This is a genomic window from Pseudomonas sp. H1_G08 (assembly GCF_054681355.1).
In genome coordinates this window covers 4609557-4634800 of sequence record NZ_CP162822.1, presented here as the reverse complement: position 1 = coordinate 4634800, position 25244 = coordinate 4609557, and the positions used below count along the sequence as shown (strand labels likewise).

Below are 25244 nucleotides of genomic sequence, written 5' to 3'. Positions count from 1 at the left end.
ATTGCAGGAAGCAGAAATGACAGAGCCACTAGATTTATCAAGTAACTATACGAGTGCTAACTATAGATATAAGGAAGGAGGAGATGGTTTCGTCGTAGAAAATGGCAAAAAAATCGTCGATTGCTCTCATATGGTAAACCTGTTGCTCACAGGCGCTGGATATCAAGTTCCTTACCAGAATACGGCGGGGCTAAATAGTGCAGCCGCACTTCAATACTATGATGTAATTAGTCCTGCTAATGTGAGGCGAGGAGATATCGTACTCTGGATTAACGTAATCTCTAATCGAGATAATAAAACGCTAAATCATACGGGTATCGTAGAGCACTATGATAGTACGCTGGACTCTCAATATGGTGAGTTTTTTGGGGCGCAAAGCTCTGGTCCAGCTACTGCAAAGTTTGGTGCCTATAGCAAAGCATATTTTTGGCCAGTCCCTACAAAATTTCTAAGGGTTAAGGAATCGACTCGGACGGGGGAAGGATCCGCACCTGCGCCCGCACCTGCACCTGCACCGGTAGAATCTACACCATTAATGAATTTTCAGTACCCGTTTAGAAAAGCGGACGGATCGCAATTTAAGGATGCTGAAGAAATCTTTAAAGCACTTGAGAGTGAAAGCTCAGGTAACTTTTTACTTGGGAATCATGGATTTTGGCATGGCGGTATTCATATCACGCATAAGACTGCTCCGCAGTGTGTGAGAGATGAACCTATTCGTTGTATTGGAGATGGTGTCGTCGTAGCCTATCGGTTGAATGAGGATTATTTAAAGACTGAGTTTGAAGGTTCGAGTACTACAGAGGAATTGAAGTACTCAAATTCATTCTGCCTTGTCAAGCACGACTATAAATCACCACCTAATAAAGAGGTCGTGCCCAATACTAGTAATGAACTCGTATTTTATAGCCTGTATATGCATTTGCTACCATACCAGAGGTACGCGGATGAACCAGAACAGATGGGCCATCAGAAAATAAAGATGATCGCAAGTGGGTTTAAAGCTCGAAGCGATGTTGCTGGTGCGACTGGCTGCATCGAATACGGTTCGATTTCTGCTGGAACTCAAATTGAAATACTTGAAGAGCACTCTGATCACATCCACGCGAAAGGCAAACTAATTAAAGGTACAGTAGGTGGACGCACGCCAGGACAGGATTTCTGGTTCGCCTACAAGCAAAACGGTGTTGCATACCCAAGAGGTGATGGCAGTGCGAGCTGGAAAGCAATAACTGCACCGGAGCGAAAGAAGCCAGATTATTGGAAGGGCAAGGTCAGAGCTATAGTTACCGGCTCTGGGCTTACCTTAAGGGTAGCCCCCTCACCGCAGAGTAACGGCGCTTTAGCTGGGGCTGCAATGAGACAGGTAAATAGTCTGGGGCAAAACGAAGATTTAGTACTTTGTACAAATAGCGTAATAGAATTTGATAGTGGGAAAGTTTTTAGCCTGAAGATTGGCTCTAAGTCATACAAAATGGCGGAATGTTGCTTCGTGCCAAGTACTTCTGGCACTGCAACCGGTTTGAAAAGCCATTCCACTCCTGTCCCAGCAACTTTTTGGGCTTGTGTTGAAAAGCCTTATGTTCAACTGCTTGGATTGATTCCTACGGAGTTTGACAAGGTCGTAGCTATGGATACGGCAATTAAGGCAGGTGACGTAATCGGCTTTCTTGGTTTAAATGAAACATTGGCAGGTCCTGATGGAGGGGTTTCGAGAAGTTATCAAGTCCATGTGGAAATTTTTTCGGCAGATCCGAGAATTGAGGATTTCTTGAAAAACAAGGCAGCAGTGAAGCAAGGAAAGCAATACTTGCACTTGCCAGCGAATACAACTTTGAAAAGTAAGCCCCCTCTAACTGGGGTTGTGACAATTTCGAATGAAACCTTTGTGGAGCTTGGGAAAACTGTTATCTATAAGGACCCTGAAGAGTGGTACGAAGTAACCGTAGTTGATGAATCAGAAAGCAAATCGGGTTTGCTCAAAAAAGAAGGGGCGGAGCTTATTGCTCAGCACGACTGGGAAAAACTAGGCTTTCGCGTCGTTAAGGAATCAAATTCAAATTCTGATGGTTTTCTGGATCCTGATGATATGCCAGAATTCTTCCAGACCTTATATAACGACTTGGATCGATTTGGTAACAGAGATCAAAAAGTCACTCCCGAAGATTTCCCGATTGCACTCAAGAATATTGAGTTCAGGGATCATTGGTCAAAGCTCATTGCATATCACCCTACGGAGTGGAAATCTAAGTCGGACTCTTCCAAATGGGCGCGGCTGGATACATTGCTGGAGAATTACCCATCTGTTCTAAATCACGAAAAAGAACGAATAGATAGTTTAATATTTTGGGATGATTCAGTTATACAGTCTAAAGGCTTAGGTGATGGCGTTTTATGGCATTTTCATCCAATTGCATTTCTTGGTAATCAGATCGGTAGTCGCGGAAAAATAAAGATCACCGTCGAGATGTTAAAAAGGGTATTTGAAGGACTAAAAAATACCTCCGAACAAGATGTCTTATTGGCGGAAGTTGCCACCCAGCTAAATGAAAACTGTGAAAGATATAAATTAGATACTCCGTTGAGGTTGAGTCACTTTTTTGCTCAGGTAAGGCAGGAAATTGGATCGAAGTGCGCGGTGGTAGAGGACTTTACCTATGGAGTGCCTGGCCTAAAGGGTACATTTAAGTATTTTAGGGATCACCCTGATGAAGCAACACTTTATGGATATCCAGGATCTAATAAATATGTGTCTCACGAAAATCAGATCGCGATAGCGAATCGAGCATATGGCGGGAAATTAGGTAACGGCAATATATCGTCTGGTGAGGGGTGGAAATATCGTGGTAGAGGTCTTAAACATTTAACGGGTAAAGCAAACTATCAAGCCTTTAAGGATTATCATAAAACGTTCTGGGATGAAGAAGTTGATTTTGTTGGTCAGCCGGATATCTTGCATACACAGTTTAAATACTCTGTTCGTTCGGGTGTTTATTTCTGGCTTAAAAACAATATTTTTGTAGAAGCGGATAAGGGTGATGCGGACGAAAACGTAGATGCTGTTACTCGTATTATTAACAGAGATACTGATAGTTATGATGAACGTCGGAAGCATTTCCAGAGGATATATAAAAATGAAAAAATATTTGAAACTGTCTAAAATTCGTTGCATTTTTGCGATGGTCATAAGCTTGGTCGTATCCAATGTGTTAGCAGATGCGGCACCTACATTGAGTGAGTTTCATCCAGCGGTCGTGGCTTCAGTAGGAGAAAAAAAGATTGCAGTGTTCTTTTTAAAAAATAGTCTGAAAAAACTGGTGAACGGAGAGTATGTTGCTGACGCCGAAATATATTATTCTCCGATTGGTTCAGATAAAACATTTTTCAAATATGTTTGGAAAGTTGAGGGTGATCAAATTGCCTCCGTCTTCTTCTACGATTGGAAATCTCCGGAGCGACGCGGTAAATCAATGTATGTCTTGGTGAAGAGCAAGCTGTCTGACTCCGCGTTTGATGGTTTTTCGTATTCAGTCATGGAGCTTCCGCTCAGGGTCGATGGTGAAAACGCTTCATTGCTCTATTTCACAGGTGACCCATCTGATCCAGCTTTGGAAAACTGCAAGGATGGAAAGGACTTAGTTTCTGGAGCGAAGGTGGTTTGCAGTTATAAAGACGCTGCAAGTATTAAAAAATATTTTACCGCGCAGGATAAATGAAATTTCGAAGTCGCATGGGGGTTCGGCTTTGTTAGTTTCGTGCGATGGCTATTTTATCGTTGAGCATGAGTAAATCTGCCCCGTTTGGGTGAAATGGAGGCATGGGTGAAATGGGGACAGTGAAATGGGGGCAGACCACGATTTTAGCAATTACCCGAAAAACGCGGTCTGTCCTTTTTTTCTTTTATGGTCTGTCCTCTTTTTCTTTTAGCCTGTTATCAAATGGCGGCTGACAAAGGTGACCAGTTGGGCGTCTTCAACGTGGGGCGATTGGGATCGTCAGCCACGGCGCCGATCAAAGCCAGCCACTGCATTTGAATTTCGAGGGGCTGTTTGAGGCGGTTTTTGCAAAAGTTTTGTCTGAATCCCTCACGCTAAAACGTTTAACGCTTGAGCATCTGACGACCGCGATTTTCCTTTAAACTCCCCACCCCCAAGGAACGCGCTCAGGACACGGAATGCCAGCCTCTTCTTCCTCGCTTCGCCCAGCGTTGGTGCTTTGGCTATATGCCGCTGCGATCACGCACATCCTCGCCGGTCTTACCCTGACCTGGGCCGGTGACTCCGGCTTGCTCGATGGCTACCTGCAAGTCCTCGAACTGTCGTTCTGGGATGCCGATGCGGTTCCCACCGCCGGCCACGAACAACAAGTCTGGTGGCTCGCGCTGTTCGGCGCGACGCTGCAAAGTTATTCGCTGTACATGCTCGCGCTGGTGCACTTGGGCAATCGCTTGAAAGCCCCGGCAATCTGGGGCTGGTTGAGCGCCGGCATCCTGTTATGGGCGCCGCAGGACATGTGGCTCTCGGCGCAACAACAGGTCTGGTCGCACCTGTGGCTCGACGGTTTTGCGTTGCTGGTTTTACTGCCACCGTTGTTTTGGCTGTATCGGCATGACCGCCGAAACTCCCCTTCAGTAAAGACTCCGAGCCAATCCAACCCGTTTGCCGGCGGCGCTTTCAAGCGTGTGCTGATCACTGGCGGCACCGGGTTTATCGGTGAAGCCTTGGTCAACCAACTGCTAGACGCCGGCCATTCGGTCAGCGTCCTAACGCGCGATCCGTTGGACGCGGCCAACCTGTTCAACGGCCGCGCTCGCTGTGTGCATTCGTTCAGCGAGCTCAGCCACGACGAAGCCTTTGACGTAGTGATCAATCTCGCCGGCGCCCCTGTCGCCGGCCCGCGCTGGACTCCCAAACGTCAGGCGCAACTGCTCGCCAGTCGAGTCGGCACCACCGAAGCGTTGATAACCTGGCTGAAACACACCAAGCACAAACCAACGCTATGGATTCAAGCATCAGCCATCGGTTTCTACGGCGTGCGCGATGCCAGCGAAAGCCTCGACGAACACGCCAGCAAGGGCGATGGCTTCATGGCCGAACTCTGCGCGCGTTGGGAAGCCGCCGCGCAACCGGCCACCGAGTTTGGCGTGCGTCAGGTGGTGCTGCGTCTCGGTGTGGTGTTCGGCCCGGGCGGTGCGTTGACGCCGCTGCTGATGCCGTTACGCCTGGGTTTCGGCGGGCGCATGGGCGACGGTCGGCAGATCATGAGCTGGGTGCATCGCGACGATGTGCTTCAGGTGATCGCGCGGGCTTTCAACGACGACACTCTACGTGGCATCTACAACATGGTCGCGCCCGAAACGGTCAGTCAGGCCGCGTTCGCCGAGCAGGTCGGCAAGGTCCTCAAGCGCCCGGTGTGGTTGCACATTCCCGCCGCGCCAGTGCGTGCATTGGCGGGGGAGATGGCGCAGTTGTTCTTCGACGGTCAGCGCGTGGTGCCGCAGCGTTTGACCGAGGCCGGCTACACATTCCGTTATCCAACTCTCGACGCTGCTCTGCGCGATCTGACCTGAGGATCGTCCATGAGCAAACCCTTGATGTATCTGCTGGCCGGCAACGGCAGCGCTGCCGATTGGTGGGATGACGCGCTGCCGCACTTCCAGCGCTACGAAGTCGTGCCGCTGGAGTTGCCGGGCTTCGGCGCGAATCCGCAGCCGCCTTGCGAGGATCTGGCGGACTACGCGCAGACTTTGTTGGCGATGACGCAGAAGGGCAGCGCGATCATGGCGGTCGGGGTCAATGCCTTGCTGGTGCTGCACGCGTTGCAACGTCGGCCCGGGCACTTTTCCCGCAGTGTTCTGTTGGCGCCGGTTGGGGCATTTTTGTGGCAGCGGCGCTTGCCGGCACTGATGTCGCCGCTGCCGATCCGCAAGACCATCCACTGGCTGCTGTCGAACAAGCCCACGCTGTTCGCGCGCAAGTTTTCCAACCAGACCTGGACGCCTGCGCAGTACCAGCGCATGGGCGCCGGTTATGCGCGCTGCCGTGCGTTTGTGCCGCACTGGGATCTGATTCGCGCCGATACCGCGTTGCCACTGCTGGAGTGGATCACCGATCCGGTCGAGCTGGTCTGGGGCGATCAGGACGCGGTGCTCGGCATCGAGCAAGCGGCGGCGTGGTCGGCGATTCTCGCCCGCGCAGATCTGACCATCAGCCTCAAACCCGGTTGGGGTCATTACCCGTGGATCGACTCGCCCGCGCAGTTCGCGCAGTGGCTGGAGTCGGGCGAGCGCGGGTTTGTCGCGCACACCAAGGGCGGGCGTTTGCGCTTGGCTGAACTGGCGGGGCAAGCGGTACCGGCAGCACTGACGCTCAACGATTGCAGCGATCCGCGCCTGCCGGCATTTCTCGCTGCTCAACCTGATGTGACCTGGGCGGTGCGCTCCTCCAGTTATGGCGAGGATCAGGCCGATTCGGCGAATGCCGGTTTGAGCACCACCTATCTGCGCGAGCCGACCGCCAATGTGCCGAAACGCATCGCCGAACTGACGGCCGAAGGCGTCGAGGAAGTGGTGGTGCAGCGCTTCATCACCCCGGTGGTGTCCGGGATCGCCTTCGTGCGACATCTCTCGATAGAGCTAGAGTGGGTTGAAGGCCATCTCGAATCGCTGGCCGACGGTCACGTCAGCCCCTCGCGGGCAACGCTTTCGCGGCTCGGCGATGCCTGGCGCAGCGGCACGTTCACGCCGTCCCACGGTTTGACCGAAGACCTGCTCTGGCGCTTTTTGCAAGACGTACTGCGCGTGTTCCACTACGTGCCCGGCGATGTCGAATGGGCCTGGGACGGCTCACAACTGTGGCTGCTGCAATACCGGCCGATCAGCGATTACGGCTGGCGCCGGCACCTGACCGCCGCCAACATCGCCGAGATCCTGCCGCCGCAACCGAGCGTGCTGGTGGAATACGCCCAGCGCCGCGCGGCAGCGAGTATCCCTGCGATCATGGCGCGTTGGGATGCGCGGGTGTTGCAGGACAACGAGCCGTTCACCGCCGTGTTCGGCGGCGCGTCCTATATCAACAATGATCTGTTTCTTGCCCGGCTGGCCGACTGGGGCATCAGCGCCGCTAACTACGCCGGTGAAGTCGGCGGCGCGACTCCGCATCTGCCGTGGCAACCGCTCAAAATGCTGCGTTCGTTGCCGCTGTTTTTGCGCATGCAACGCAGCGCTCGCAGCCATTTGCTGAACCTTGAAAACGGCTTGCAGCGCTTCGATCGGGAACTGGCCGAACTCGTCGCCCAGAGTGCCGATGGCCAACAACTCGCGGACTGGTTCACCCGGTTTTACGTGTTCGTGGTGCAAGGCAATCTGTGCATCGCCACAGCGCTGGCGAGCAGCGGCGGTGATTGGCTGGGCCGCCCGCCAACCGCTTACGACAACCTTGAAAACAGTCCGCATCGATTGCCGTGGGAAACCGATCCGGCCACCCCTCGGCCCGCGTCGAGCGATCTGCCGCTACAGCCATTCCCGCAATGGTCAGGGCTGATCCGCCTAGCGCATTCGACCGGCCTGCCGGGCCTGCGCGGTTACTACCTGCAAGTGCGCGAGTGGTATCGCGACAACCTGATGCGCATCTTCTTCCGTCTGCACCACGCCATGCCGCTGGCGGATCGCGAGCACTGGTTCGCACCGCATCCGGACGTGCGCACCCGCGACGGCAGCTTCTGGCAGGACGGTCGCGAAGGTGCTGAGCAGGCCACCGGGTTCATGATTTATCCGGGGCAGGTGCAGGGCATTCTGGGCGAGGATATTTTGCTCGAAGACACCCTCGATCCGGGGCGACATGCGCACTATCAAACAGCGAGAGCGGTGATTGCGCGGATGGGTGGGCGCTTGTCGCATGGCTCGACGTTGCTGCGTGAGTTGCGAAAGCCGTCGGCGGTGATGCCACAGGTTGATCCGGCGTGGGTGGGGTGTGAGGTGTTATATCGCTATGGTGAGTTGGAATTGATCAATTCGAAGGATGTGACGTGAAACTACGATGCCTCCGCGAATTGATCATTGGTCTGGTCGTGCTTTTACAGATGGGTTATGTGACCGCCGCAGCTGCTGTGTTGGTCGGTAACGAACCCGGTCAGTCGCCGGTTGCCCAAGGCCCGACCGAGACAGTTGTCGACATGGGGTCGTGTCGGTTTTCCATGCCGTTGCTGCAGGACCAATGGTTGAAGTTCAACGACTTCTATTCGATTTTTGTCGCGGCCAAACAACTGCCAAAACCGTCCAGCGCTCCCAGCCTGTGGCAAGCGCAGACTTCGAGTGGTGCCGACTGGCACTTCGAGAAACACGGCGACCTGAGCCAGCCGTGGTTTGGTTTGATGTGTGAAAACTCGGAGTACTTTTCGCTTCTCACCGACTGGAAACCCCCGGTAGACGATGCGTTTGCGGTGCAAGTCCTGCGTGACGACAACGACCGCAGGTGTCCGGCGACCCTTACCGATCAGGGCTGGGTGCCCAATTCGCTGGCCGGTCGTGCGAACACCTACACCTTCGAGCAATGGGGCGGGGAGAGTTCTTCGGGTTTCATCTTCGGTTTCCACGACAAGTCACGACGGCACATTACCCGCATCGCTTTTTGCTTGCTGAGGGGCAAAGACGTGCTGATCGGCTCGGCGGAATCGGGTTCATCCACCCCGTTGGCGATCAGCAACGAAGGATTCGAACAAATCAAGAAAGCGGTGCGCGGCATTGCCTTCGAATGAACATCCCCAAAATGCATTACGTCGACGGAGCTACAGCGTGAAAGGATTTTCGGTTCTTCTCGGCAGCCTGTTATTGGTTGCCGCATCCATGGCATTCGCTGCCGATCCAACCTTCAAGGATTACACCGTCACGCCAGTTTTCACCGGCCCCAACCATAAGCTGGTGCCGCAAGAAAACAGCAGCCCAATGATGGATCAGGCACGGGTGCAAGCCCTGAAAGGCAAGGTCAACTTCGCCGGCCATTACATCCTGCACAGGCTCGGCTGTGGCGGCAGCGCCATTTGCGGCGAAGTGATGGACGCTCAGACTGGGGAAGTCGTTGGCGGTCTACCGAATGCTTACGACGGCAGCACGTTCGGCATGGTTTTCCAGCCCGACAGCAGCTTGATTATCGTGTCCGGCATCACGCTCGACGGCGAAGAAGATGCGCAGGGGAATGCTTTGGAGAGCGGCAACCGGGATCGTTACTACGAGTTTGTGAGCAACGAATTCCGGCTGCTGAGCATGACCGACGTTGAATCGTCGCCGATGGATGAGGAGTGAGTGGATGAACCGTCTTCTCGCGGGCAGTCTTAAGTGGTTGATGATTGTCATGAGCCTGTCAGCTTCAGCCAATGCCTTGTCTGAAAATATTCAGATCGTGGGGGTTGGCGGGCACTTAGTGACGCTGAAGGACAAGACATGGGGCAGGCCTGCTGCGGAGTCGGCGGTTGCCTCGTTTACCGCCAATGGAAAAACGTTTCCCCTCTATGTACCCGCGGTGGGTACTGAGACGCATGAGGCTTGGTTAAGTCCCGACAAGAAAACATTGCTCCTCCTTCAGACACTGTATGGCGTTGTCATTGGCCAGGAGGGTGAAGAAATCCCGACAGAGGAAACTGGTTGCGGGGTCATTTCAATGGAGACCGGTTGCGTGCTCAGTCAGCCGGCAGCCAGGTTTTGCTACGGCAAGTGGAAGGGCAATCGGTGGACTTCCGGGGAAGAGGATGCGCCTGACCTCGTCATGCAGACGCCGTCTCCAAAGGACTTATTGAAGCAGGTCTCAAATATTGAGATGCCACAATCTCGCGTGGAAGAACTCGCATTCAATCTTCGCACTATAAGTCCAGAGTCCTATATGGCTTGTCACCCACCGTCGCGCAATGTTCAAGCGTTCAACGACCTGGCTTTCTACTTGGCCGAGGGCGGTAGAGATGAGCTAGCGCTGAAGTTTTATCGCGGCGTTGAGGCCGTTGGTAAGCGCACGGTACTGATGTTGAACATCGCCGATTCACTCTGGCGTCTCGATCGCAAGGACGAAGCGCAGCGCTATTACAGCCAGTACCGCGACGCGATGAGCGCCGACGGCAAGACGCAGAAAATACCTCAACGTGTCGTTGAGCGATCCGTCATTCAGGGAATGGAAAATTGAACATGTTTGCGCGTTTTATCGCGTTGTCCTTTGGATGCCTGTTTGCCTCCTGCGCGATGGCCGAGGACGACTGTAAAGAAATCACCGTTAGCGCCCAGGTCGATCGGTGTGTGGAGGCAGCTCGCAAAGAAGCCGACACACAACTCAATGCCAGTTACAAGAAGCTGCTGGGACGGTTTGAGGCTCAACAACGGCGCGACCCTGAGCAGGGTAAGGCGCTGGTCGCCATGGCCAGAGAATCCCAGCGCGCCTGGATCAAGCTACGCGACACCACGTGCCCGCTTGAAGCCACGGAAATCGAGCCCGGGGTGGCAGCGCATGTCACGACGATCAGCAACTGCATGGCCAGAATAAGTCTGGAGCGTGCGGCCTACCTGGACACAATCGTCGCTGATGAGCCGGGTAATGTGGTCGATCTCAACAAGGTGTACCTGTCCGGCTCTCAGCGCTTCGGCGATGTCGTGGCACGTTATGTCAGCACCTTTGGCAGCCCAGGCCTGACGGTCCAGATACTGGCGCCCAACGGCGGTTGGAGAGTGCTGTCCTCCAAGCGGTTTTGCAGTTTCGAGGGCAAGGCATTTTGGACGGACTATGCCGATGCCGGGTTTGAGGATCATGCGTTTGCCGATGATGGATTGCACGTGACGCTCAGGTTGACGGAGCTTCGTGGGCTCGGAGAGAAGCGCCTCGCTTGTGTGATTCCGATCAAGAACGAGCAAATCAAAGAGCTGAAATGCGGCGCGCCTGAACCCGGTGCCTAATCGGGTCAATTGGGACGTATTTGGACATCATTTGATTGAATCAAGGATTGAAGAAAGTGAAACGCGTATTGCAGAGCGTTCTCTGCGCTCTAACTTGTTGTCTCGCTGTACCGGGTTCTCCCGCGCTTGCTGCGCCCCAAGTCCTGAAGGAAATTCCGGCTAGCTTGCTGGGTGATGCATCACGGCAAAAGGTATTTGTTCTGACAGGGGATGCGGACGAGGCCTCCAACCGGTTGTTGATCGCGCCGGTGCAGGCACGTAATGAGGAAATTTTGCTCGATACGTCGAAGGCGCTGCCTCTGATCAAGAGTCAGTACTCGTCTGCGCTTCAGGGTGTATTCAGCGTCCATGTACTTAAAGGTCGCCCCGGCGTCATGACTGTCATTGATCCGCAGGCTGAGGAAGCTGTCGTCAAGCAGCCGTTCGTTGAGGAAGGGGATTACATCGCGCTGGTAACCAGTGAAGAAGATAACGCGGTTTACAACTTCAACCTGTTGTTCGCCTTCAACAAAGGTTCAAAGCAGTTTGAGCTAAAGCAAATATTGCAGTTGGTTAACAACGAGTATTGCGATCGCTCGCTCATCAGCGTGGCGGAGTTGCCGGTGCGGACATTGGGCTCTATCACTCTGGCGTCCTTCGATGGGTTCGAGGCTCTTCAAAAGCTGCGGGCTGCGAACATTAGCGGGCCTCAGGGTGGTTATAAAAAACTCATGACTGTCTATTCGGCGGACCTGCTGGATACGGCGCTGGCGGCGTATCGGAAGGGTGACAGCAGCTCTTTCAAAAGAGTGATGAGTGAGGCACTGATGGGCGATGATTCACATGGCGCGTGCTCTCCTGAGAGTTATATCACCGGAAAGTACTACTTCCGACAGCATCCTGGCTGGTCCAACGACCTCGGTTTTCTGCTCGGCGAGGCGGGTTACTACGCTGAGTCGATTGAACTGTTGAATGCTGTAATTGCACATAACCCAGAGCGGACGGTGGCTTACCTGAATCTCGCCGATAGCTATTGGGGTATGAACGATAAAGAGCGAGCGGTGCCGGCGTACAAGCAATACGCATCGCGTATGTCGGAAGCGGGAAAGGCGTCGAAGATTCCTGCGCGGGTAGCTGAGCGCAGTGTTGGCGGATCCGAATCATGATCAAACTCAAGACGTTCTTTGAGCTGATCGCGGGTGTTTTTTTGGCTGCTTCGCTGGTTCCAGCGCATGCGCAGGAAGCCTGCAATCCTGACAGCTTTACCAATCGCGATTTGATCATCTGCGGTCAGCAGACTTTCGAGAAAGTCGATGCAATGCTGAATGAGCAATATAAGAAAGCGCTGGTCAGTTTGGCGCCTGCGGAAAAGATGCAACTCAAAGAAGTGCAGAAGAAATGGGTGCGCTTCAAAGAAGGATTTTGCGAGGAGATCTATCAAGGCACGTTCCCGGGTGCCGAAGCGCCGATTGATAGGCTTGGGTGTCTGGTGCAAACAACCAACGCACGTTTGGGAGAGTTGATTGCTCTGCAAACCGGGTTACCGCTGGACGGTTTTTACAAAGCCGCCACGGCCATGGCTGGGCAGGACCGGGAAAAAGGTTTGGCGACTTCGATGGAGCGATTGGGTGGAGCCGCCTTCGACGATCCGCTTTGGAAACAATACGCTGATGGGCACTGCGAAATGGCTGGTCGGCTGTTTCGTGAAGACTTTGCTTATTGCATTGTTCGTATGCGTTTTCAGTTGCCTATGAATCGTTGATGCAATGATTGGTTTAAAAGCGTTTCCTGCGTTTTGTTTACCTGCCCGCTGACAGAAAAGGACTCAATATTCCCTTGTAGTTGACTTGTTATTGGGGGAGCCGCGCCTCTAATATCCGGTCAAAGCGCGATATCCGCAGGGTCTCTATGAAAAAGTCCAAACATGAACCCAAGCCTATGATGGCTGCTCGGTTCCAGGCTGAAGCTCGTGAAGTTTTGGCCAAGCGCTCTGGTAAGCGCAGCCGCTTTCTGGATGTTGCGTTGGCCAAAGGTTCTGATTTTGAGCCAGTCGGTCGACTGGCTGGTTGAAGGTTTTCGGATTCTCAATAAAGCTGCCGTGATTGGCAGTTTTTTTTGTGCCTGGATTTTTACAGACAGTTGCAGAAAGGGGACTTAACGTCCCCTTTTTTCATCCTCAAATCTCGCTACGGCTTGGCCGCCACGCTTCGCACTTCAATCTGGTCGAGCGTCCCTTCCACCATCAGTCGCACCCCGTCCGCCATTCGGCTCAGGGCCAGTGCCACCGAGCGGCGTGAGCCGTGCAGATCGTCAGCCAGGTCGCAGGCGATGACGCTGATGGACAGCAGGTCTTCGGAGGCGTTGGCCATGAGGGCTTCGGCATCGGTGCCGGGGGAGAGTTTAAAGAGGCCGGTTTCGCGCTTGGGGTGTGGTTCGGTGGGCGGTTTGAAATGGTGGTCGAGGGCGCGTTCGGCGGCTTCGTGGAATTTCTTCGATTCCAGAGATTCGTAGGGCGATATGTCCGGGATTTCCGGGGGGTTGGGTGTTGGTTTCTTCATTCGGTCTTACTCCAGTTTCAGGAGCTGGCACCGTTTCGCTCGCACTTCGAAAGGGGTGGCAGCTGTGCATAGGTGTGCAAGACCGGTGGAGTCACCCGGCAGACCCGAAGGCCTCCCATACACAGCAGCCATAACGATCCGCGAGCATAGGAAAACGCTCGGCGAATTGCCATAACCAATGTGTACTCCCGCCGGACTTGCACGTCCGTATCGCCGGTTTAGCGGCGACACACACAGCCTATCCCTAGCGCACCAACTCGCCTAGTTCACGGACAGCCCCGCACTTCGCAGGAAATTTCCCATGGATTCGCGGGCCGGAAGATCAAAAGATCGCAGGCTTCGCCGGCTCCTACAGGGATGTGTTTCAACAGGTGTAGGAAAGGTGAGTGGTGAGACGCGGAGCGTCTCGGGATGCATTCCCACGCGGAGCGGGGGAACGATCAGTGGGCGAGCGCTGAATCGTGACTTGGCAGTCATCGTGCGGGAAATGGTCAGCATCCTCTTCCAACAGCTTCAGATACTGGCGTTATCGTCCGAATCCCTTACACTGCCCCGGCCGTTCATTTTCCTTTTGAGGCTGTGCGCATGAAATTTCGTTTTCTCCTGTGGATGATGGGTTTGTTGATGGGTAAGGCCAGCCGGACAAATCCTGCGTTCCAGCAGCAGTTGGGTGACAAGGATCTGGTATTTCAGCTGCAGACGCTGGACGGGAAAGTGGCGCGGCATTTCGTGGTCAAGGATCAGCGCATCACCAGCAAGTCTGGCGTGGTGCCGGAGCCGGCGTTTGCGATTGCGTTTAAAGACGCGGGTTATGGCTTTGCCACGATGCAGGCGAAGAACAAGCAGTTGGCGTTTATGCAGGGGATTCAGGAAAAGTCGATCCAGCTCAAGGGCAACCCGGCGCTGGTGATGTGGTTTCAGGGGTTGATGAAGTATTTGAAGCCGAGGAAGGCAAAGGCCAAGGCTTGAGATTTTTTTGGGTTGGCTTCAAGCGAAGCACAATGAAGAATCGTGCGTTCTTTGGCTCGCAAAGTCTTTATTCAGGCCTGTAAAGACGGTCGAACTGTCATTTCTGTCAGGTGCTTTGCTCATCTTCGCGATGCTCTACTCAAGCTCCGGTCCCGTAAAGGACGCCACGCACTTGATGGAGCAAGAACATGACTCAGGCTCAGGACTTGACCACCCCAGGTACCCCCGATCCCTCTTTTGCCCTGAATGGTTTATTGAAATTACCGATACCGGGCATTGCGAGCCATGAGGCTGCGGCCGTTTTGGCCCTTCCTGACGGGAAGTTGCTGGTCGCTCTTCCTCTGGAAGGAAGTGACGCGCTGCTGGCCATCGCCCGATTGAACGAAGACGGTACGCTCGACAAGTCCTTCGGAAGTCATGAGACGGGTTTCGTCGAGATATCTTTGAACGGCGCTAGCATCAGCACCGTGTTTGGGCTCGATGCGTTGCGGGACGGCGGCTGGCTGGTGCGCGTTCAATACTTCACACAGAAGGCCGTCGATGCCGGCCAAGCAATGATCCGCTTGAAAGGCGACGGTGAGCTGGACGATTCGTTCGGCGATAAAGGCGTGAGTTTATTTTCTTTCTACAAGATCCCGGGCTCCACGCTTGCGTCGTCGGCAGGGGCGAAGTCAAGCCAAAAGTCCCCCGCTACAAATGCCTCTACCGTCTCTGCAGTTCAGCAGGCCGATGGCAAAATCGTCCTGCTCCATTTCCTGCTGATCGATGAGCCATGGCCATCGCCCGTCGTGATGCGTCTTTTGGCGAACGGCTCGCTCGATCCATCATTTGACGGCGCGGGGTACGTCTTGGTGGATGTCGGTGCCACCTCGAACACCGCCGGCGCTATCGCTGTTCAAGCCGATGGCAAAGTATTGGTTTGCGGCGTTTTTCAGAGTGGTGAGACAGCCTCCGGAGTTTTTCTGGCACGTTTGGACGTAGCGGGGAAGCTGGATAAGGATTTCAACAACGGCCAGGCGAAGCTGATTTTCGACGAGGATGGCGAGAGCTCTTTGAACGCTGTTTCGGTGCGCGAAAGTGATGGCAGGATCGTTGCGGTGGGTGAAGCCTGGCAAAAGAACGTCCATGGCGGGTTGGTGGTTGTGCTGAACGCCAGCGGAGCATCCAATCTTGTATTCAATAATGGCCAGCCTCTGTTTTCCCCGTTACTGCCAGACGGATTGACGTGGCGGCATACATCACAGCTCGACGGCTCGATCATTGTCGTTGGAGCCGGTGATTCCGCGGTAATTACCGCGCGCTTTCTCGCAGACGGCAAGCTGGACACGGCCTTCAACGGTATTGGCTATACGCTCTTCGATAACGTAGCGGGGCCAGTGTTTCCTCATGATCTGGCAATCATGGAGGACGGTCGGATAGTGGTGTCCATGACCCACACCAGCCTTTCTGACCCTTCCCGGGTGGATGGCTGGATCACTCGCTATCTAAGCGCAAACCTGACGAGTGGCACGCTGAATTTTGATCCGTCTTTTGGCGAAAACGGCATTGTCAGATTTCCGCTTGGAGGATTGTCTGAGTTTGACGTAAGAGCGGTATTGGCTCTGCCGGACAACAAGTTGCTGGTGGCTGTTCGTCGACGCAAGGATGGCCTGGAAACGCTGATCGCCCGGCTTCTGGAGGACGGCCAACTGGACCTCGGTTTTGGTGAAGAAAAGACCGGATTCGTCGAGATTTCACTCAAGGACGGTTTGTATATGCACTCGATGCTCGAGTTGACGCCGTTCCCGGATGGCGGTTGGCTCGTTCGTGCCGAGTACCAGAACAATGGGCCTGATGTTTCCGCCGGGCTGGTTGTCGTGAAACAAGACAAAGATGGACGGCTGGATCACAACTTTGCTGAACAGGGTGTGCGTTACCTTCCTTATGCGCAGATGGGGAGCGCGGGTCATGGCGACAATGTCTTGCGGCAAGACGAGAAAATCCTGCTGGCCGGATCCGTCGAAGACGACGCTGGCCGTGTGAGCGGCGTCGTCATGCGGCTCAATGCGGATGGCTCCGACGACACCACGTTCAATGGCACGGGTTTCGCGCCTGTCGAGCTCGCTGGCATTGCACACCAACACAGTTCTGCGCAGATGGTCGCGCATCAACCTGACGGCGCTGTGGTGGTTGGTGGCAGCTATAGCGGGCCATCTTCGGGCGCTTACGTCATTCGATTCGACGCTAACGGCAAGATCGACAGGGAGTTTGGCGAGAGCGGTAACGGAGTCGTGATCATCTCTGGTGAGGATGAGATCCACCTGTCCGCCATTTCAATTGTGGATAGCAAGATTGTTCTTGCAGGGGCTGCCGTAAGGGACGGTGGCATGCGTGGAGTGATTGCGGTCCTCACGTCCAAAGGCTCCTACAATCTCGTATTCAATAACGGTAAACCGTTGTTCTCCGACTTTGTCCCGCAAGGTTTGAGATGGTTGCGCTGTGTAGCGCGACCTGACGGTTCAATCGTCGTCAGCGGCGACACCGGAATCGGAGTCACCGACGATGATCCGAGTGCGATCACGGCGAAGTTTTTGGCGGACGGAACACCGGACCTGTCATTCAACGGCACAGGGTTCAGCATCTTCGACGAGGCCGGGGTCCTGGAGGCTCTTCATGACATGACGGTACTGGGGGACGGCCGAATTGTAGTGGGAGGGTATTTCATTGGAAGCTTCCCGAACCCGCAGGGCTGGGTGATTCGGTACCGCGGTTGATTACGCCAATAATCAACAGTTGGCCGCAACGCACCCGCTCCTGAAGATCGCATCGATCTTGTGGGAGCGGGCTTGCCTGCGAAGCTTTTCAGGCCTGGCTGAACTGCGAAGCCAGTTCACGCAGCAGCACTTCAGCCTCAAGCACTTTGCTGACGACATCGTTGGCTTTGTCACGGCTCAGGCCGACGCGTTCAAGCAGGGCATCCGGAATATCTTCATCCGGCCCGGAGCCAATCCCGCGGCTGCGTAGCAGGCGTACGGCCAGGCAGACGAGGTTCGGGTATTCGGCGTAGGCGCCGTCGTAGCTTGGGTCGTGCTGGAAGCGCAGGGCGGTGGCCAGTTCATCCGGCATGTCCCAGTAGCGCATCAGCCACGAGCCGATCTGTTCACGGCTGATACCGAGCAGGTGTTGCTCGATGTAGCTGTGGCACAGGTGCGGGTTGACCTCCAGGTGGCGGCAGATCAGCGAGAAGTGCGGCGGGAACACGTGGGCCAGCAGCAGGTAACCGAAGTTATGCAGCAGACCGGCCAGATACGTCAGGCCTGCTTCCGGGCGCTGGGCGCGCGGCATGGCGCGGGTCAGGCCTTCGATGACGGCGGCGGTGTAGATCGACTGCTGCCAGTACGGCGTGGTGTGTTGCGGGTGGTCTTTGGGCAGGCTCAGGGTCTTGCCGAGGGCCAGGCCCAGCGCGAGGTTGATCACCAGATCGAAGCCCAGCACGCGGACGATCGCGTCTTCCACCGAACGAATCTTGCCCGGCGAGGCGTAGTACGGCGACGCCGCCCAGCTCACCACTTGCGCGGCCAGCGCCGGGTCGGTTTCAACCACGCCGGTGATGTCGTCGATGGTGGCATTGGGGTCAACGCGCAGCTTGATGATTTTTTGCGCGGTTTCGGCCAGCGGCGGAATCTCGATGGTCGCTTCCAGACGCTGCTGAATGCGGCGTGCGGTGAACGCCTGCACGGCCTGGGTGATTTCCTCGCGGTCATCGTCCGGGCGGTCGAGGTTCGGGCGGATGCTGCTCAGGGCTTCGCCGAAGTTGGCGGCGCTGGCCTTGGTCAGCATCGATTTGAAGTCTTCGCTGCTGATTTCCAGCAGCAGGCCCGGCTCGCCGGAGTTGATCAGCAGCTTCGGCTCGCGCAGCAGGCTTTCTTCGTAGAGGCACGGCGAACTGGTTAGCGCCGGCAGGCCTGGGAGCAGGCTCAGATTGTGTTTGCCGAGCATCTTTTCCAGGCGTTCGGTGGACACCGCTGTGAGTCGGCGACCAGTGAGTTCGGCGAGGCGATTGAGATCCAGCAACTGGCTCTGTGGAAACAGCACCATCAACGCGCCCACGGCGTCGTCCAGCAACACGGCCTGCACTTTGCGCGAGGCATTGAGGCCGTGGTGGTCGAGCACTTCTTCGTAGGCAACGCCCAGCTTGTTGAGCAGCAGCCGAATAACAGACGGAGCTTGCGGAGATTCGGGGACGAGAGCAGCTTCGGTCATGGTCTGTATCCGTTTTTGAAACAATGGCAGGAGTATAACCAGCTCTGTAGGAACGATCCTGCACAAACTGCGACGGTGCTCACACTTGGCCGTATTGCTGCCCATGCCGCAGCCAACGGTCAAGCAATGGGCTGACGTGGGTCGGCCAGCGCTCCAGCAAAGCCTGGGCGGCATCGCGCACGGCGGGCAATAAATCGGCGTCGCGCATCAGGTCGGCGACCTTGAATTGCAGCAGGCCGGTCTGGCGGGTGCCGAGCATTTCCCCGGGGCCGCGCAGTTCGAGGTCCTTTTCGGCGATAACGAAACCGTCGTTGGTCTCGCGCATGATGCCCAGGCGCTGGCGACCGATCTGCGACAGCGGCGGATGGTAGAGCAGTACGCAATGGCTGGCGGCGCTGCCCCGGCCGACGCGACCGCGCAACTGGTGCAGCTGCGCGAGGCCGAGGCGCTCGGGGTTTTCGATGATCATCAGGCTGGCGTTGGGCACGTCGACGCCGACTTCGATCACCGTGGTCGCCACCAGCAGTTGCAGGTTGCCGGCCTTGAACTCGGCCATGACGGCGGCTTTCTCTACCGGTTTCATGCGCCCGTGAATCAGCCCGACCTTCAATTCGCCGAGGGCGGCGGTGAGGTCTTCAAACGTGGTTTCGGCGGCCTGGCAGGTCAGCTCTTCCGATTCTTCAATCAGCGTACACACCCAATAGGCCTGACGACCTTCGGCACAGGCGCTGCGCACCCGTTCGATGACTTCGACGCGGCGGGTGTCGGTGACCAGCACGGTGTTGACCGGGGTACGCCCGGGCGGCAATTCATCGAGGATCGAGGTGTCGAGGTCGGCGTAGGCGCTCATCGCCAGCGTCCGTGGAATCGGTGTGGCGGTCATGATCAGTTGGTGCGGGCACATGCGCCCGCCAACGCCTTTCTGCCGCAGCGCCAGACGCTGCTGCACGCCGAAGCGGTGCTGTTCGTCGATGATCACCAGCGCCAGATTCTTGAACTGTACTTCGTCCTGAAACAGCGCGTGGGTGCCGACCACCATTGGTGTTCCGCTGGCGATCTGCTCCAGCGCGGCGACGCGGTTTTTGCCTTTGAGCTTGCCGGCCAGCCACGCGACTTCAATGCCAAGCGGTTCGAGCCAGCGCTTGAAGGTGATGAAGTGTTGTTCGGCGAGGATCTCGGTCGGCGCCATCAATGCAACCTGGTAACCGGCCTCCAGCGCTTGCAGTGCGGCGAGGGCGGCAACCACGGTCTTCCCCGCGCCAACGTCACCCTGAATCAGGCGCAACATCGGTTCGTGCTGACTGAGGTCGTAGGCGATTTCGTTGCCGACGCGCTGTTGCGCGCCGGTCGGGTTGAAGCCGAGGTTTTTCAGGTATTTCGGTGGCAGCTTTGTGGCTTTCGGCATCGCCGGCGCGCGCAGTGAACGCATGCTTTCGCGCAGACGCTGCTGTGAAAGTTGATGCGTGAGCAGTTCTTCGAAAGCCAGGCGATGCTGCGCCCAGTGATGGCCAAGGGCGAGTTCATCGACATCGGCATCGGCGGGCGGGTTGTGCAGGTAACGGATCGCGTCGGCCAGCGGTGCCAGTTGGTAGTCGCGGGCCAGTTCGGTCGGCAGCCAGTCCGGCAGGGTGCTCGGCTTGAGCAGCGTCAAGGTCTGCATGCACAACTGGCGCAGGCGCTGCTGGGTCAGGCCTTCGGTGAGCGGGTAGACCGGGGTCAGGGTTTCATCCACTGGCGGCGGTTCGTCGCCGGTGATGGCGCGGTATTCGGGGTGGTAGATTTCCAGGCCTGAGGCGCCGGGCCGGGCTTCGCCGTAGCAGCGAACCCGCGTGCCACGCTTGAGCCCTTCCTTCTGCGCGTTGCTGAAATGGTAGAAGCGCAGGCTCAGCCCGCCGGTGCCGTCCTGCAAGCGCACGACCAGACTGCGGCGGCGACCCATGACCACGTCGGCACCGCTGACGGTGCCTTCGACCACGGCGTCCTGCCCCGGTCGCAATGCGCCGATCGGCACCACGCGGGTGCGATCCTGATAACGCAGCGGCAAGTGGAAGAGCACGTCCTGCAGATTCTCGAGGCCGACCTTGGCCAGTTTCTCGGCCATGGCTTCGCCGACACCCTTGAGTGCCGTCACCGACACTTGCGACAGCTCCGTCATGACGCTCGCTTAACCGGCCGTGACCGGCGCCGCTGGCTTGGCCACCGAGCACAGGCGAATGGAGTCGGCGAGGATCTCGATGGCTTTCGGCCGTGGGAAGCTGGCGCGCCAGGCGATTGCCACGGTGCGGAACGGCACCGGCGCGGTCAGTGGGCGCACTTCAATCACGCCGGGGGCGTAGTGATGGCTGTCCACCGCCGACAGCGGCAGGATCGAGATGCCCAGGCCGGACGCGACCATGTGGCGAATGGTTTCCAGCGAGCTGGATTCCACCGTGGTGTGCTTGGCGCCGTCATTGCCCTTGGTCAGGGTCGGGCAGGCTTCGAGCACCTGATCGCGGAAACAGTGACCTTCACCGAGCAGCAGCAGGCTCTTGTCGTTGAGCAGGCCGGCGTCGATGGATTCTTTCTTGGTCCACGGATGCTGGGCCGGCATGAGCACGTAGAACGGCTCGTCGTAAAGCGGCAGGGTCAGCACGTCGGCTTCATTGAACGGCAGGGCGATGATGATCGCGTCGAGCTCGCCGTTGCGCAGTTTGTCGCGCAGCACGTGGGTGAAGTTTTCTTCGATGTACAACGGCATCTGCGGGGCGACCCGGTGCAGTTGTGGAATCAGATGCGGGAACAGGTACGGGCCGACGGTGTAGATGGCGCCGACTTTCAGCGGTGCGGTCAGCTGGTTCTTGCCGGCCTGGGCCAGTTCGCGAATGCCTTGGGCTTGTTCCAGGACTTTCTGCGCCTGGGCGACGATGCCCTCGCCGACCGGGGTCAGGCGCACGGCGCTTTTGCTGCGCTCGAAAATCAGCACACCGAGTTCGTCTTCAAGTTTTTTCACGCCCACCGACAGCGTCGGCTGACTGACGTGGCAACGCTCGGCGGCATGGCCGAAGTGCTGCTCTTGGGCGAGAGTAACGATGTAGCGTAATTCTGTGAGGGTCATAGCAAGCGTCCATGAAGATGCGCGCCAAGCATACCGGCTGCAATCGATAGACGCACGTTATCAGACTGCGGGCTGAGTGCGACACCGGTCGAGGTCGGTTTGCCGCTGGCAGATATGCAAAAGGCACCTTTCGGTGCCTCTTGGCTTGGTTCTCTCGGCTGGCGGAGAACCTTGTGGGAGCTGGCAAGCCAGCTCCCACAGGTATTGCGGTGTTGCTTAGCGGCGGCGTTCGAGCGAATAAACAAACGGCGCAACAATTTCGATCGAGCCGTTGTTGAGCATGTCGGCCGGCGGCTTGGGCAGCGGTTGCGCGCGGCGGATCATGTCCAGGGTGGCCCGGTCCAGATCAGCGTTGCCAGAGCGGCCCACCAGTTCGAACGACAGCACATTACCTTCGCCATCAACCACGAAGCGCAGACGATTCAAGCCTTCCTTGCCCCTCGACTGCGCACTCTGCGGGTACTTCTTGTACTTCTGCAAATGCGCGAGCAGGGCGCCTTGCCAACTGGCCTTGGCCGCGACTTGAGCTGGCGATGGGCCCGGTGCCGGCTGGGCGGATTTCTCCGTCGGTGCCTGGGTCGGTTGCGTATCGGCCGGTTTCTCCTCGGAAGGTTTTTCCTTCGGCGGCTCTGGCAGTTTTTTCTCGACCGGCTTCGGCGGTTTTGGCTTGGGCTTCGGCTTGGGTTTCGGTACCGCGATTTCCGCTTTCGGTGCTTCAGCCAGTTTCGGAATCGGCAATTCTTCCACCGGAGCCGGTGGCTGCGGCGGTGTGACGACTTTCGGCGGAGCCGGCGGTGGCGGGGCAGGCAACGGGGCCAACTCGACCATCATTGCCTGCGGCGGCAATTCGATGGGCGGGCGGGCAGTCCAGTTCAGCGCCAGCGCGATGGCCAGCGCATGCACGCCCAGCACCACGGCCAGGCTACCGCTGTAACGCGTCAGCTTATGGCGCGTCGTGATCATTTCTTGGCTGCCGTCTCAAGTCCGACCAGACCAACCTTCAGGTAACCGGCGGCGCGCAGGCTGTCCATCACGCTCATCAGGTCACCGTAATCCACGCCTTTGTCGGCCTGGAAGAAGATGGTGGTGTCTTTCTTGCCCTGGGTCTTGGCGTCGAGGGTGGCGCCGAGGGTTTCGGCTTTCACTTCGTCGTCACCGAGGAACAGGCGCTGGTCCGCTTTCACACTGAGGAACACCGGTTTCTCTGGCCGCGGCGCCGGTTTGGCGGTCGAGGCCGGCAGGTCGACTTTGATGTCCACAGTGGCCAACGGCGCGGCCACCATGAATATGATCAACAGCACCAGCATCACGTCGATGAACGGCGTGACGTTGATTTCGTGGTTCTCGGCCAGATCGTCGTCTGCGCCTTCTTTCAAATGCAGGCCCATGGCCGATTACCCCACTTTAACCATGTGCGGCTGCGAGCTGCGCTCAGGCTGGTGGTCGAGATCGCGGCTGACCAGCAACAGGACTTCTGCCGAGGCATCGGAGACCTGCGCCTTGTAACCGGCGATGGAACGGGCGAAGACGTTGTAGATCACCACAGCAGGAATCGCCGCAACCAGACCCAGTGCAGTGGCCAGCAGCGCTTCAGCGATACCCGGTGCGACAACTGCAAGGTTGGTCGTCTGGGTTTTGGCGATGCCGATGAACGAGTTCATGATGCCCCACACGGTACCGAACAGACCTACGAACGGTGCGGTCGAACCGATGGTGGCGAGGACGCCGGTGCCGCTGCTCATGTTGCGACCGCAGGCAGCAACGAGGCGCTCGAGGCGGAAGCTGACGCGTTCCTTGATGCCTTCTTTCTCGCGGCTGTTGACCGACAGGCGCATCTCTTCAAGCGCGTCATGCACCAGCAGGTTGGCGAGGGTGCCTTCCTTGCCAGCCGTGGCGCTGGCTTCCTTGAGGGTGGTGGCTTTTTTCAGTGCAGCGATTTCGCCACGCAGACGACGCTTGGCGCCCATCAGCTCGAAGCCTTTGGCGATCCAGATAGTCCAGGTGATGATCGAAGCGATGGCCAGACCGATCATCACGATTTTCACGATGATGTCGGCGTTCTGGTACATACCCCACGGCGAAAGGTCGTGGGCCATGCCCAAGGTGTTGTCGGCTTCGAGGGCTTCGAGGGCTTCAGGTGCGTCGGCGGCGTCGACAGCCTGCACCGGATCGGTGGCGGCTGGTGCAGCCGGAGCGGCAGCGGGTGCGCTCTGCTCGGTGGCGGCTGGGGTGGCGGGCGCTTGGGCGTCGGCGAAGGCGGCGGTCGGTGCCAGCATCAGGCTGAGCAACAGAGCCGCGACGGCGCTCCAGGCGCGAGGTCGAGTGGTTGGCGAAGCGGGAGTTTGATTACGTGTCATGCTGGCCGGACCTGAGATAGAAAAACGTTGTTGCTCTTCCAGGCCTCGTGAGGCCGAGAACAAAAGTGGCGTGCATTATTGCAAGTAATTCTTGTTAACAAAAGTAATAGAGTAACTTTTTTTCCTTCATTGCTAGCCGTTCGTCCTGTGCCAGAGCTAGTCTGTGCCTTTCTGATGGGAGTTTTCTGATGTCCGCGCCTTCTGTTTTGATTGCCGGTTGTGGTGATGTCGGCAGTCGTCTGGCCACGCAATTGCTGGCGGCTGGCTGGCAAGTCCATGGCCTGCGCCGCGACGTTTCCAAGCTGCCGGAGGGTGTCATCGGCGTCGCCGGCGACCTGTCCAGCGAAGAGTGCCCGGCGACCTGGCCGGTAGGCGCTGTCGATTATCTGGTGTATTGCGCTGCGGCCACCGATCACGACGAAGAGGGCTATCGCAAAGCTTACGTGCAGGGTTTGCAGAATGTGCTGAGCTGGCTGGGTGACTATGGGCAAGTGCCTGAGCGGCTGATCTTCGTGTCCAGCAGCAGCGTGTACGGCCAGCAGGATGGAGCATGGGTGGATGAGACCTCCGAGACTGTCGCGGCCGGATATTCAGGTCGCTTGATGCTCGAAGCCGAGCAGGTCGCGCTCAATAGCGGCATCCCGGCAAGCGTGCTGCGCCTGACCGGCATTTACGGCCCGGGCCGCGAGTGGCTGTTGACTCAGGTGCGTCGCGGCTATCGCGTGGCTACGGAGCCACCGCTGTATGGCAATCGTATTCATGCCGATGATGCAGCGGGGCTGCTGGCGTTCTTGCTGGAAAAAGACCGCGAGGGCGTCAAGCTGGACGAGCTCTTTATCGGTGTGGATGACGCGCCTGCGCCATTGGCCGAAGTGGTGGGCTGGTTGCGCGAGTACCTGGGTGTGACTGAATGGGCGGACGACGCCAGTGTGCGGCGCACCGGCAGCAAGCGTTGCAGCAATGCGCGGGCGAAAGCGTTGGGGTGGGTGCCGAAGTATCCAAGTTACCGCGAAGGCTATGCAGCGATCCTGGAAGGTCGCTAAAAGCAAAAGATCGCAGCCTTCGGCAGCTCCTACAGGAAAATGCATTCCAAAGTAGGAGCTGCCGAAGGCTGCGAT

Annotated in this window: 21 protein-coding genes; 14 read left to right on the top strand and 7 right to left on the bottom strand. The window is 56.9% G+C overall.

Going from position 1 to position 25244, the window contains the following annotated elements; translation table 11 throughout:
• The first annotated feature begins 16 nt into the window (after positions 1–16).
• The 11 genes from AB4N85_RS21135 (at position 17) to AB4N85_RS21085 (ending at position 12976) form a co-directional block, all read left to right on the top strand.
• A complete protein-coding gene (locus AB4N85_RS21135) occupies positions 17–3160 on the top strand; it encodes a glycoside hydrolase family 19 protein (RefSeq protein ID WP_252868477.1) in 3144 nt (1047 codons plus the stop codon).
• Positions 3135–3716 (top strand): hypothetical protein, encoded by a 582-nt coding sequence (locus AB4N85_RS21130; protein WP_136493193.1) that lies wholly within the window; start codon positions 3135–3137, stop codon positions 3714–3716. Before AB4N85_RS21135 ends, AB4N85_RS21130 begins: the two co-directional genes overlap by 26 nt.
• A 458-nt stretch (positions 3717–4174) precedes the next feature.
• Positions 4175–5569 carry a TIGR01777 family oxidoreductase gene (locus AB4N85_RS21125; RefSeq protein WP_150637146.1) on the top strand — a complete coding sequence of 465 codons (1395 nt, stop codon included), beginning with the start codon at positions 4175–4177 and terminating at the stop codon, positions 5567–5569.
• Positions 5570–5578: 9 nt separating this feature from the next.
• Positions 5579–8029 carry an alpha/beta hydrolase gene (locus AB4N85_RS21120; RefSeq protein WP_460065736.1) on the top strand — a complete coding sequence of 817 codons (2451 nt, stop codon included), beginning with the start codon at positions 5579–5581 and terminating at the stop codon, positions 8027–8029.
• Complete coding sequence (locus tag AB4N85_RS21115; RefSeq protein ID WP_150637142.1) at positions 8026–8754, top strand: hypothetical protein; 729 nt, start codon at positions 8026–8028, stop codon at positions 8752–8754. Before AB4N85_RS21120 ends, AB4N85_RS21115 begins: the two co-directional genes overlap by 4 nt.
• An 88-nt stretch (positions 8755–8842) precedes the next feature.
• Positions 8843–9298 carry a hypothetical protein gene (locus tag AB4N85_RS21110; protein ID WP_191636995.1) on the top strand — a complete coding sequence of 152 codons (456 nt, stop codon included), beginning with the start codon at positions 8843–8845 and terminating at the stop codon, positions 9296–9298.
• A 4-nt stretch (positions 9299–9302) separates the two neighbouring features.
• A complete protein-coding gene (locus AB4N85_RS21105) occupies positions 9303–10166 on the top strand; it encodes a tetratricopeptide repeat protein (protein WP_252868475.1) in 864 nt (287 codons plus the stop codon).
• A 2-nt stretch (positions 10167–10168) separates the two neighbouring features.
• Positions 10169–10927 carry a lysozyme inhibitor LprI family protein gene (locus tag AB4N85_RS21100; protein WP_217849753.1) on the top strand — a complete coding sequence of 253 codons (759 nt, stop codon included), beginning with the start codon at positions 10169–10171 and terminating at the stop codon, positions 10925–10927.
• Positions 10928–10983: 56 nt separating this feature from the next.
• Entirely contained in the window at positions 10984–12072 is a 1089-nt protein-coding gene (locus tag AB4N85_RS21095) for a tetratricopeptide repeat protein (RefSeq protein WP_252868474.1), read from the top strand.
• Positions 12069–12668, top strand: a complete 600-nt coding sequence (locus AB4N85_RS21090) for a lysozyme inhibitor LprI family protein (protein ID WP_122880295.1) — start codon at positions 12069–12071, stop codon at positions 12666–12668. Before AB4N85_RS21095 ends, AB4N85_RS21090 begins: the two co-directional genes overlap by 4 nt.
• 146 nt (positions 12669–12814) lie before the next feature.
• Positions 12815–12976, top strand: coding sequence for a hypothetical protein (locus AB4N85_RS21085; RefSeq protein WP_163012154.1), 162 nt, complete (start codon positions 12815–12817; stop codon positions 12974–12976).
• A gap of 116 nt (positions 12977–13092) precedes the next feature.
• Here the strand turns inward: AB4N85_RS21085 and AB4N85_RS21080 are convergent, their stop codons facing one another.
• On the bottom strand, positions 13093–13464 hold the full coding sequence (locus AB4N85_RS21080) for a DUF6124 family protein (protein ID WP_252868473.1): 372 nt from the start codon (positions 13462–13464) through the stop codon (positions 13093–13095).
• A 585-nt stretch (positions 13465–14049) separates the two neighbouring features.
• On the opposite strand from AB4N85_RS21080, the gene AB4N85_RS21075 reads away from it, so the two are divergent.
• Both AB4N85_RS21075 and AB4N85_RS21070 read left to right on the top strand, forming a co-directional pair.
• Entirely contained in the window at positions 14050–14433 is a 384-nt protein-coding gene (locus AB4N85_RS21075) for a helicase (protein ID WP_460059661.1), read from the top strand.
• 188 nt (positions 14434–14621) lie between these two features.
• A complete protein-coding gene (locus AB4N85_RS21070; RefSeq protein ID WP_423523159.1) occupies positions 14622–17186 on the top strand; it encodes a hypothetical protein in 2565 nt (854 codons plus the stop codon).
• Between the two features lie 88 nt (positions 17187–17274).
• Here the strand turns inward: AB4N85_RS21070 and AB4N85_RS21065 are convergent, their stop codons facing one another.
• From AB4N85_RS21065 to exbB, 6 genes are all read right to left on the bottom strand, one after another.
• Positions 17275–18675, bottom strand: a complete 1401-nt coding sequence (locus AB4N85_RS21065) for an aminoacyl-tRNA deacylase and HDOD domain-containing protein (RefSeq protein ID WP_041476626.1) — start codon at positions 18673–18675, stop codon at positions 17275–17277.
• Between the two features lie 79 nt (positions 18676–18754).
• Positions 18755–20830, bottom strand: a complete 2076-nt coding sequence (gene recG / locus AB4N85_RS21060; RefSeq protein WP_041476627.1) for an ATP-dependent DNA helicase RecG — start codon at positions 20828–20830, stop codon at positions 18755–18757.
• Positions 20831–20839: 9 nt separating this feature from the next.
• On the bottom strand, positions 20840–21769 hold the full coding sequence (locus tag AB4N85_RS21055; RefSeq protein WP_024014805.1) for a hydrogen peroxide-inducible genes activator: 930 nt from the start codon (positions 21767–21769) through the stop codon (positions 20840–20842).
• A 216-nt stretch (positions 21770–21985) separates the two neighbouring features.
• Positions 21986–22732, bottom strand: a complete 747-nt coding sequence (locus tag AB4N85_RS21050) for a TonB family protein (RefSeq protein ID WP_024014804.1) — start codon at positions 22730–22732, stop codon at positions 21986–21988.
• A complete protein-coding gene (exbD, locus tag AB4N85_RS21045; protein ID WP_016772535.1) occupies positions 22729–23157 on the bottom strand; it encodes a TonB system transport protein ExbD in 429 nt (142 codons plus the stop codon). The genes AB4N85_RS21050 and exbD overlap by 4 nt, the downstream gene beginning before the upstream one ends.
• 6 nt (positions 23158–23163) lie before the next feature.
• Positions 23164–24126, bottom strand: coding sequence for a tonB-system energizer ExbB (gene exbB, locus AB4N85_RS21040; RefSeq protein ID WP_252868471.1), 963 nt, complete (start codon positions 24124–24126; stop codon positions 23164–23166).
• A 188-nt stretch (positions 24127–24314) separates the two neighbouring features.
• Between exbB and AB4N85_RS21035 the strand changes: the two genes are divergently transcribed.
• Positions 24315–25169: an SDR family oxidoreductase gene (locus AB4N85_RS21035; protein WP_252868470.1), complete on the top strand. Its 855-nt coding sequence runs from the start codon at positions 24315–24317 to the stop codon at positions 25167–25169.
• The last annotated feature ends 75 nt before the right edge of the window (positions 25170–25244 follow it).

Excerpts from the sequence above, each read along its gene's own strand:
- AB4N85_RS21135 (WP_252868477.1), top strand. The coding sequence starts at position 17 with ATGACAGAGCCACTAGATTTATCAAGTAACTATACGAGTGCTAACTAT.
- AB4N85_RS21130 (WP_136493193.1), top strand. The coding sequence starts at position 3,135 with ATGAAAAAATATTTGAAACTGTCTAAAATTCGTTGCATTTTTGCGATG.
- AB4N85_RS21125 (WP_150637146.1), top strand. The coding sequence starts at position 4,175 with ATGCCAGCCTCTTCTTCCTCGCTTCGCCCAGCGTTGGTGCTTTGGCTA.
- AB4N85_RS21120 (WP_460065736.1), top strand. The coding sequence starts at position 5,579 with ATGAGCAAACCCTTGATGTATCTGCTGGCCGGCAACGGCAGCGCTGCC.
- AB4N85_RS21110 (WP_191636995.1), top strand. The coding sequence starts at position 8,843 with ATGGCATTCGCTGCCGATCCAACCTTCAAGGATTACACCGTCACGCCA.
- AB4N85_RS21105 (WP_252868475.1), top strand. The coding sequence starts at position 9,303 with ATGAACCGTCTTCTCGCGGGCAGTCTTAAGTGGTTGATGATTGTCATG.
- AB4N85_RS21100 (WP_217849753.1), top strand. The coding sequence starts at position 10,169 with ATGTTTGCGCGTTTTATCGCGTTGTCCTTTGGATGCCTGTTTGCCTCC.
- AB4N85_RS21090 (WP_122880295.1), top strand. The coding sequence starts at position 12,069 with ATGATCAAACTCAAGACGTTCTTTGAGCTGATCGCGGGTGTTTTTTTG.
- AB4N85_RS21085 (WP_163012154.1), top strand. The coding sequence starts at position 12,815 with ATGAAAAAGTCCAAACATGAACCCAAGCCTATGATGGCTGCTCGGTTC.
- AB4N85_RS21080 (WP_252868473.1), bottom strand. The coding sequence starts at position 13,464 with ATGAAGAAACCAACACCCAACCCCCCGGAAATCCCGGACATATCGCCC.
- AB4N85_RS21075 (WP_460059661.1), top strand. The coding sequence starts at position 14,050 with ATGAAATTTCGTTTTCTCCTGTGGATGATGGGTTTGTTGATGGGTAAG.
- AB4N85_RS21070 (WP_423523159.1), top strand. The coding sequence starts at position 14,622 with ATGACTCAGGCTCAGGACTTGACCACCCCAGGTACCCCCGATCCCTCT.
- AB4N85_RS21065 (WP_041476626.1), bottom strand. The coding sequence starts at position 18,675 with ATGACCGAAGCTGCTCTCGTCCCCGAATCTCCGCAAGCTCCGTCTGTT.
- recG (WP_041476627.1), bottom strand. The coding sequence starts at position 20,830 with ATGACGGAGCTGTCGCAAGTGTCGGTGACGGCACTCAAGGGTGTCGGC.
- AB4N85_RS21055 (WP_024014805.1), bottom strand. The coding sequence starts at position 21,769 with ATGACCCTCACAGAATTACGCTACATCGTTACTCTCGCCCAAGAGCAG.
- AB4N85_RS21050 (WP_024014804.1), bottom strand. The coding sequence starts at position 22,732 with ATGATCACGACGCGCCATAAGCTGACGCGTTACAGCGGTAGCCTGGCC.
- exbD (WP_016772535.1), bottom strand. The coding sequence starts at position 23,157 with ATGGGCCTGCATTTGAAAGAAGGCGCAGACGACGATCTGGCCGAGAAC.
- exbB (WP_252868471.1), bottom strand. The coding sequence starts at position 24,126 with ATGACACGTAATCAAACTCCCGCTTCGCCAACCACTCGACCTCGCGCC.
- AB4N85_RS21035 (WP_252868470.1), top strand. The coding sequence starts at position 24,315 with ATGTCCGCGCCTTCTGTTTTGATTGCCGGTTGTGGTGATGTCGGCAGT.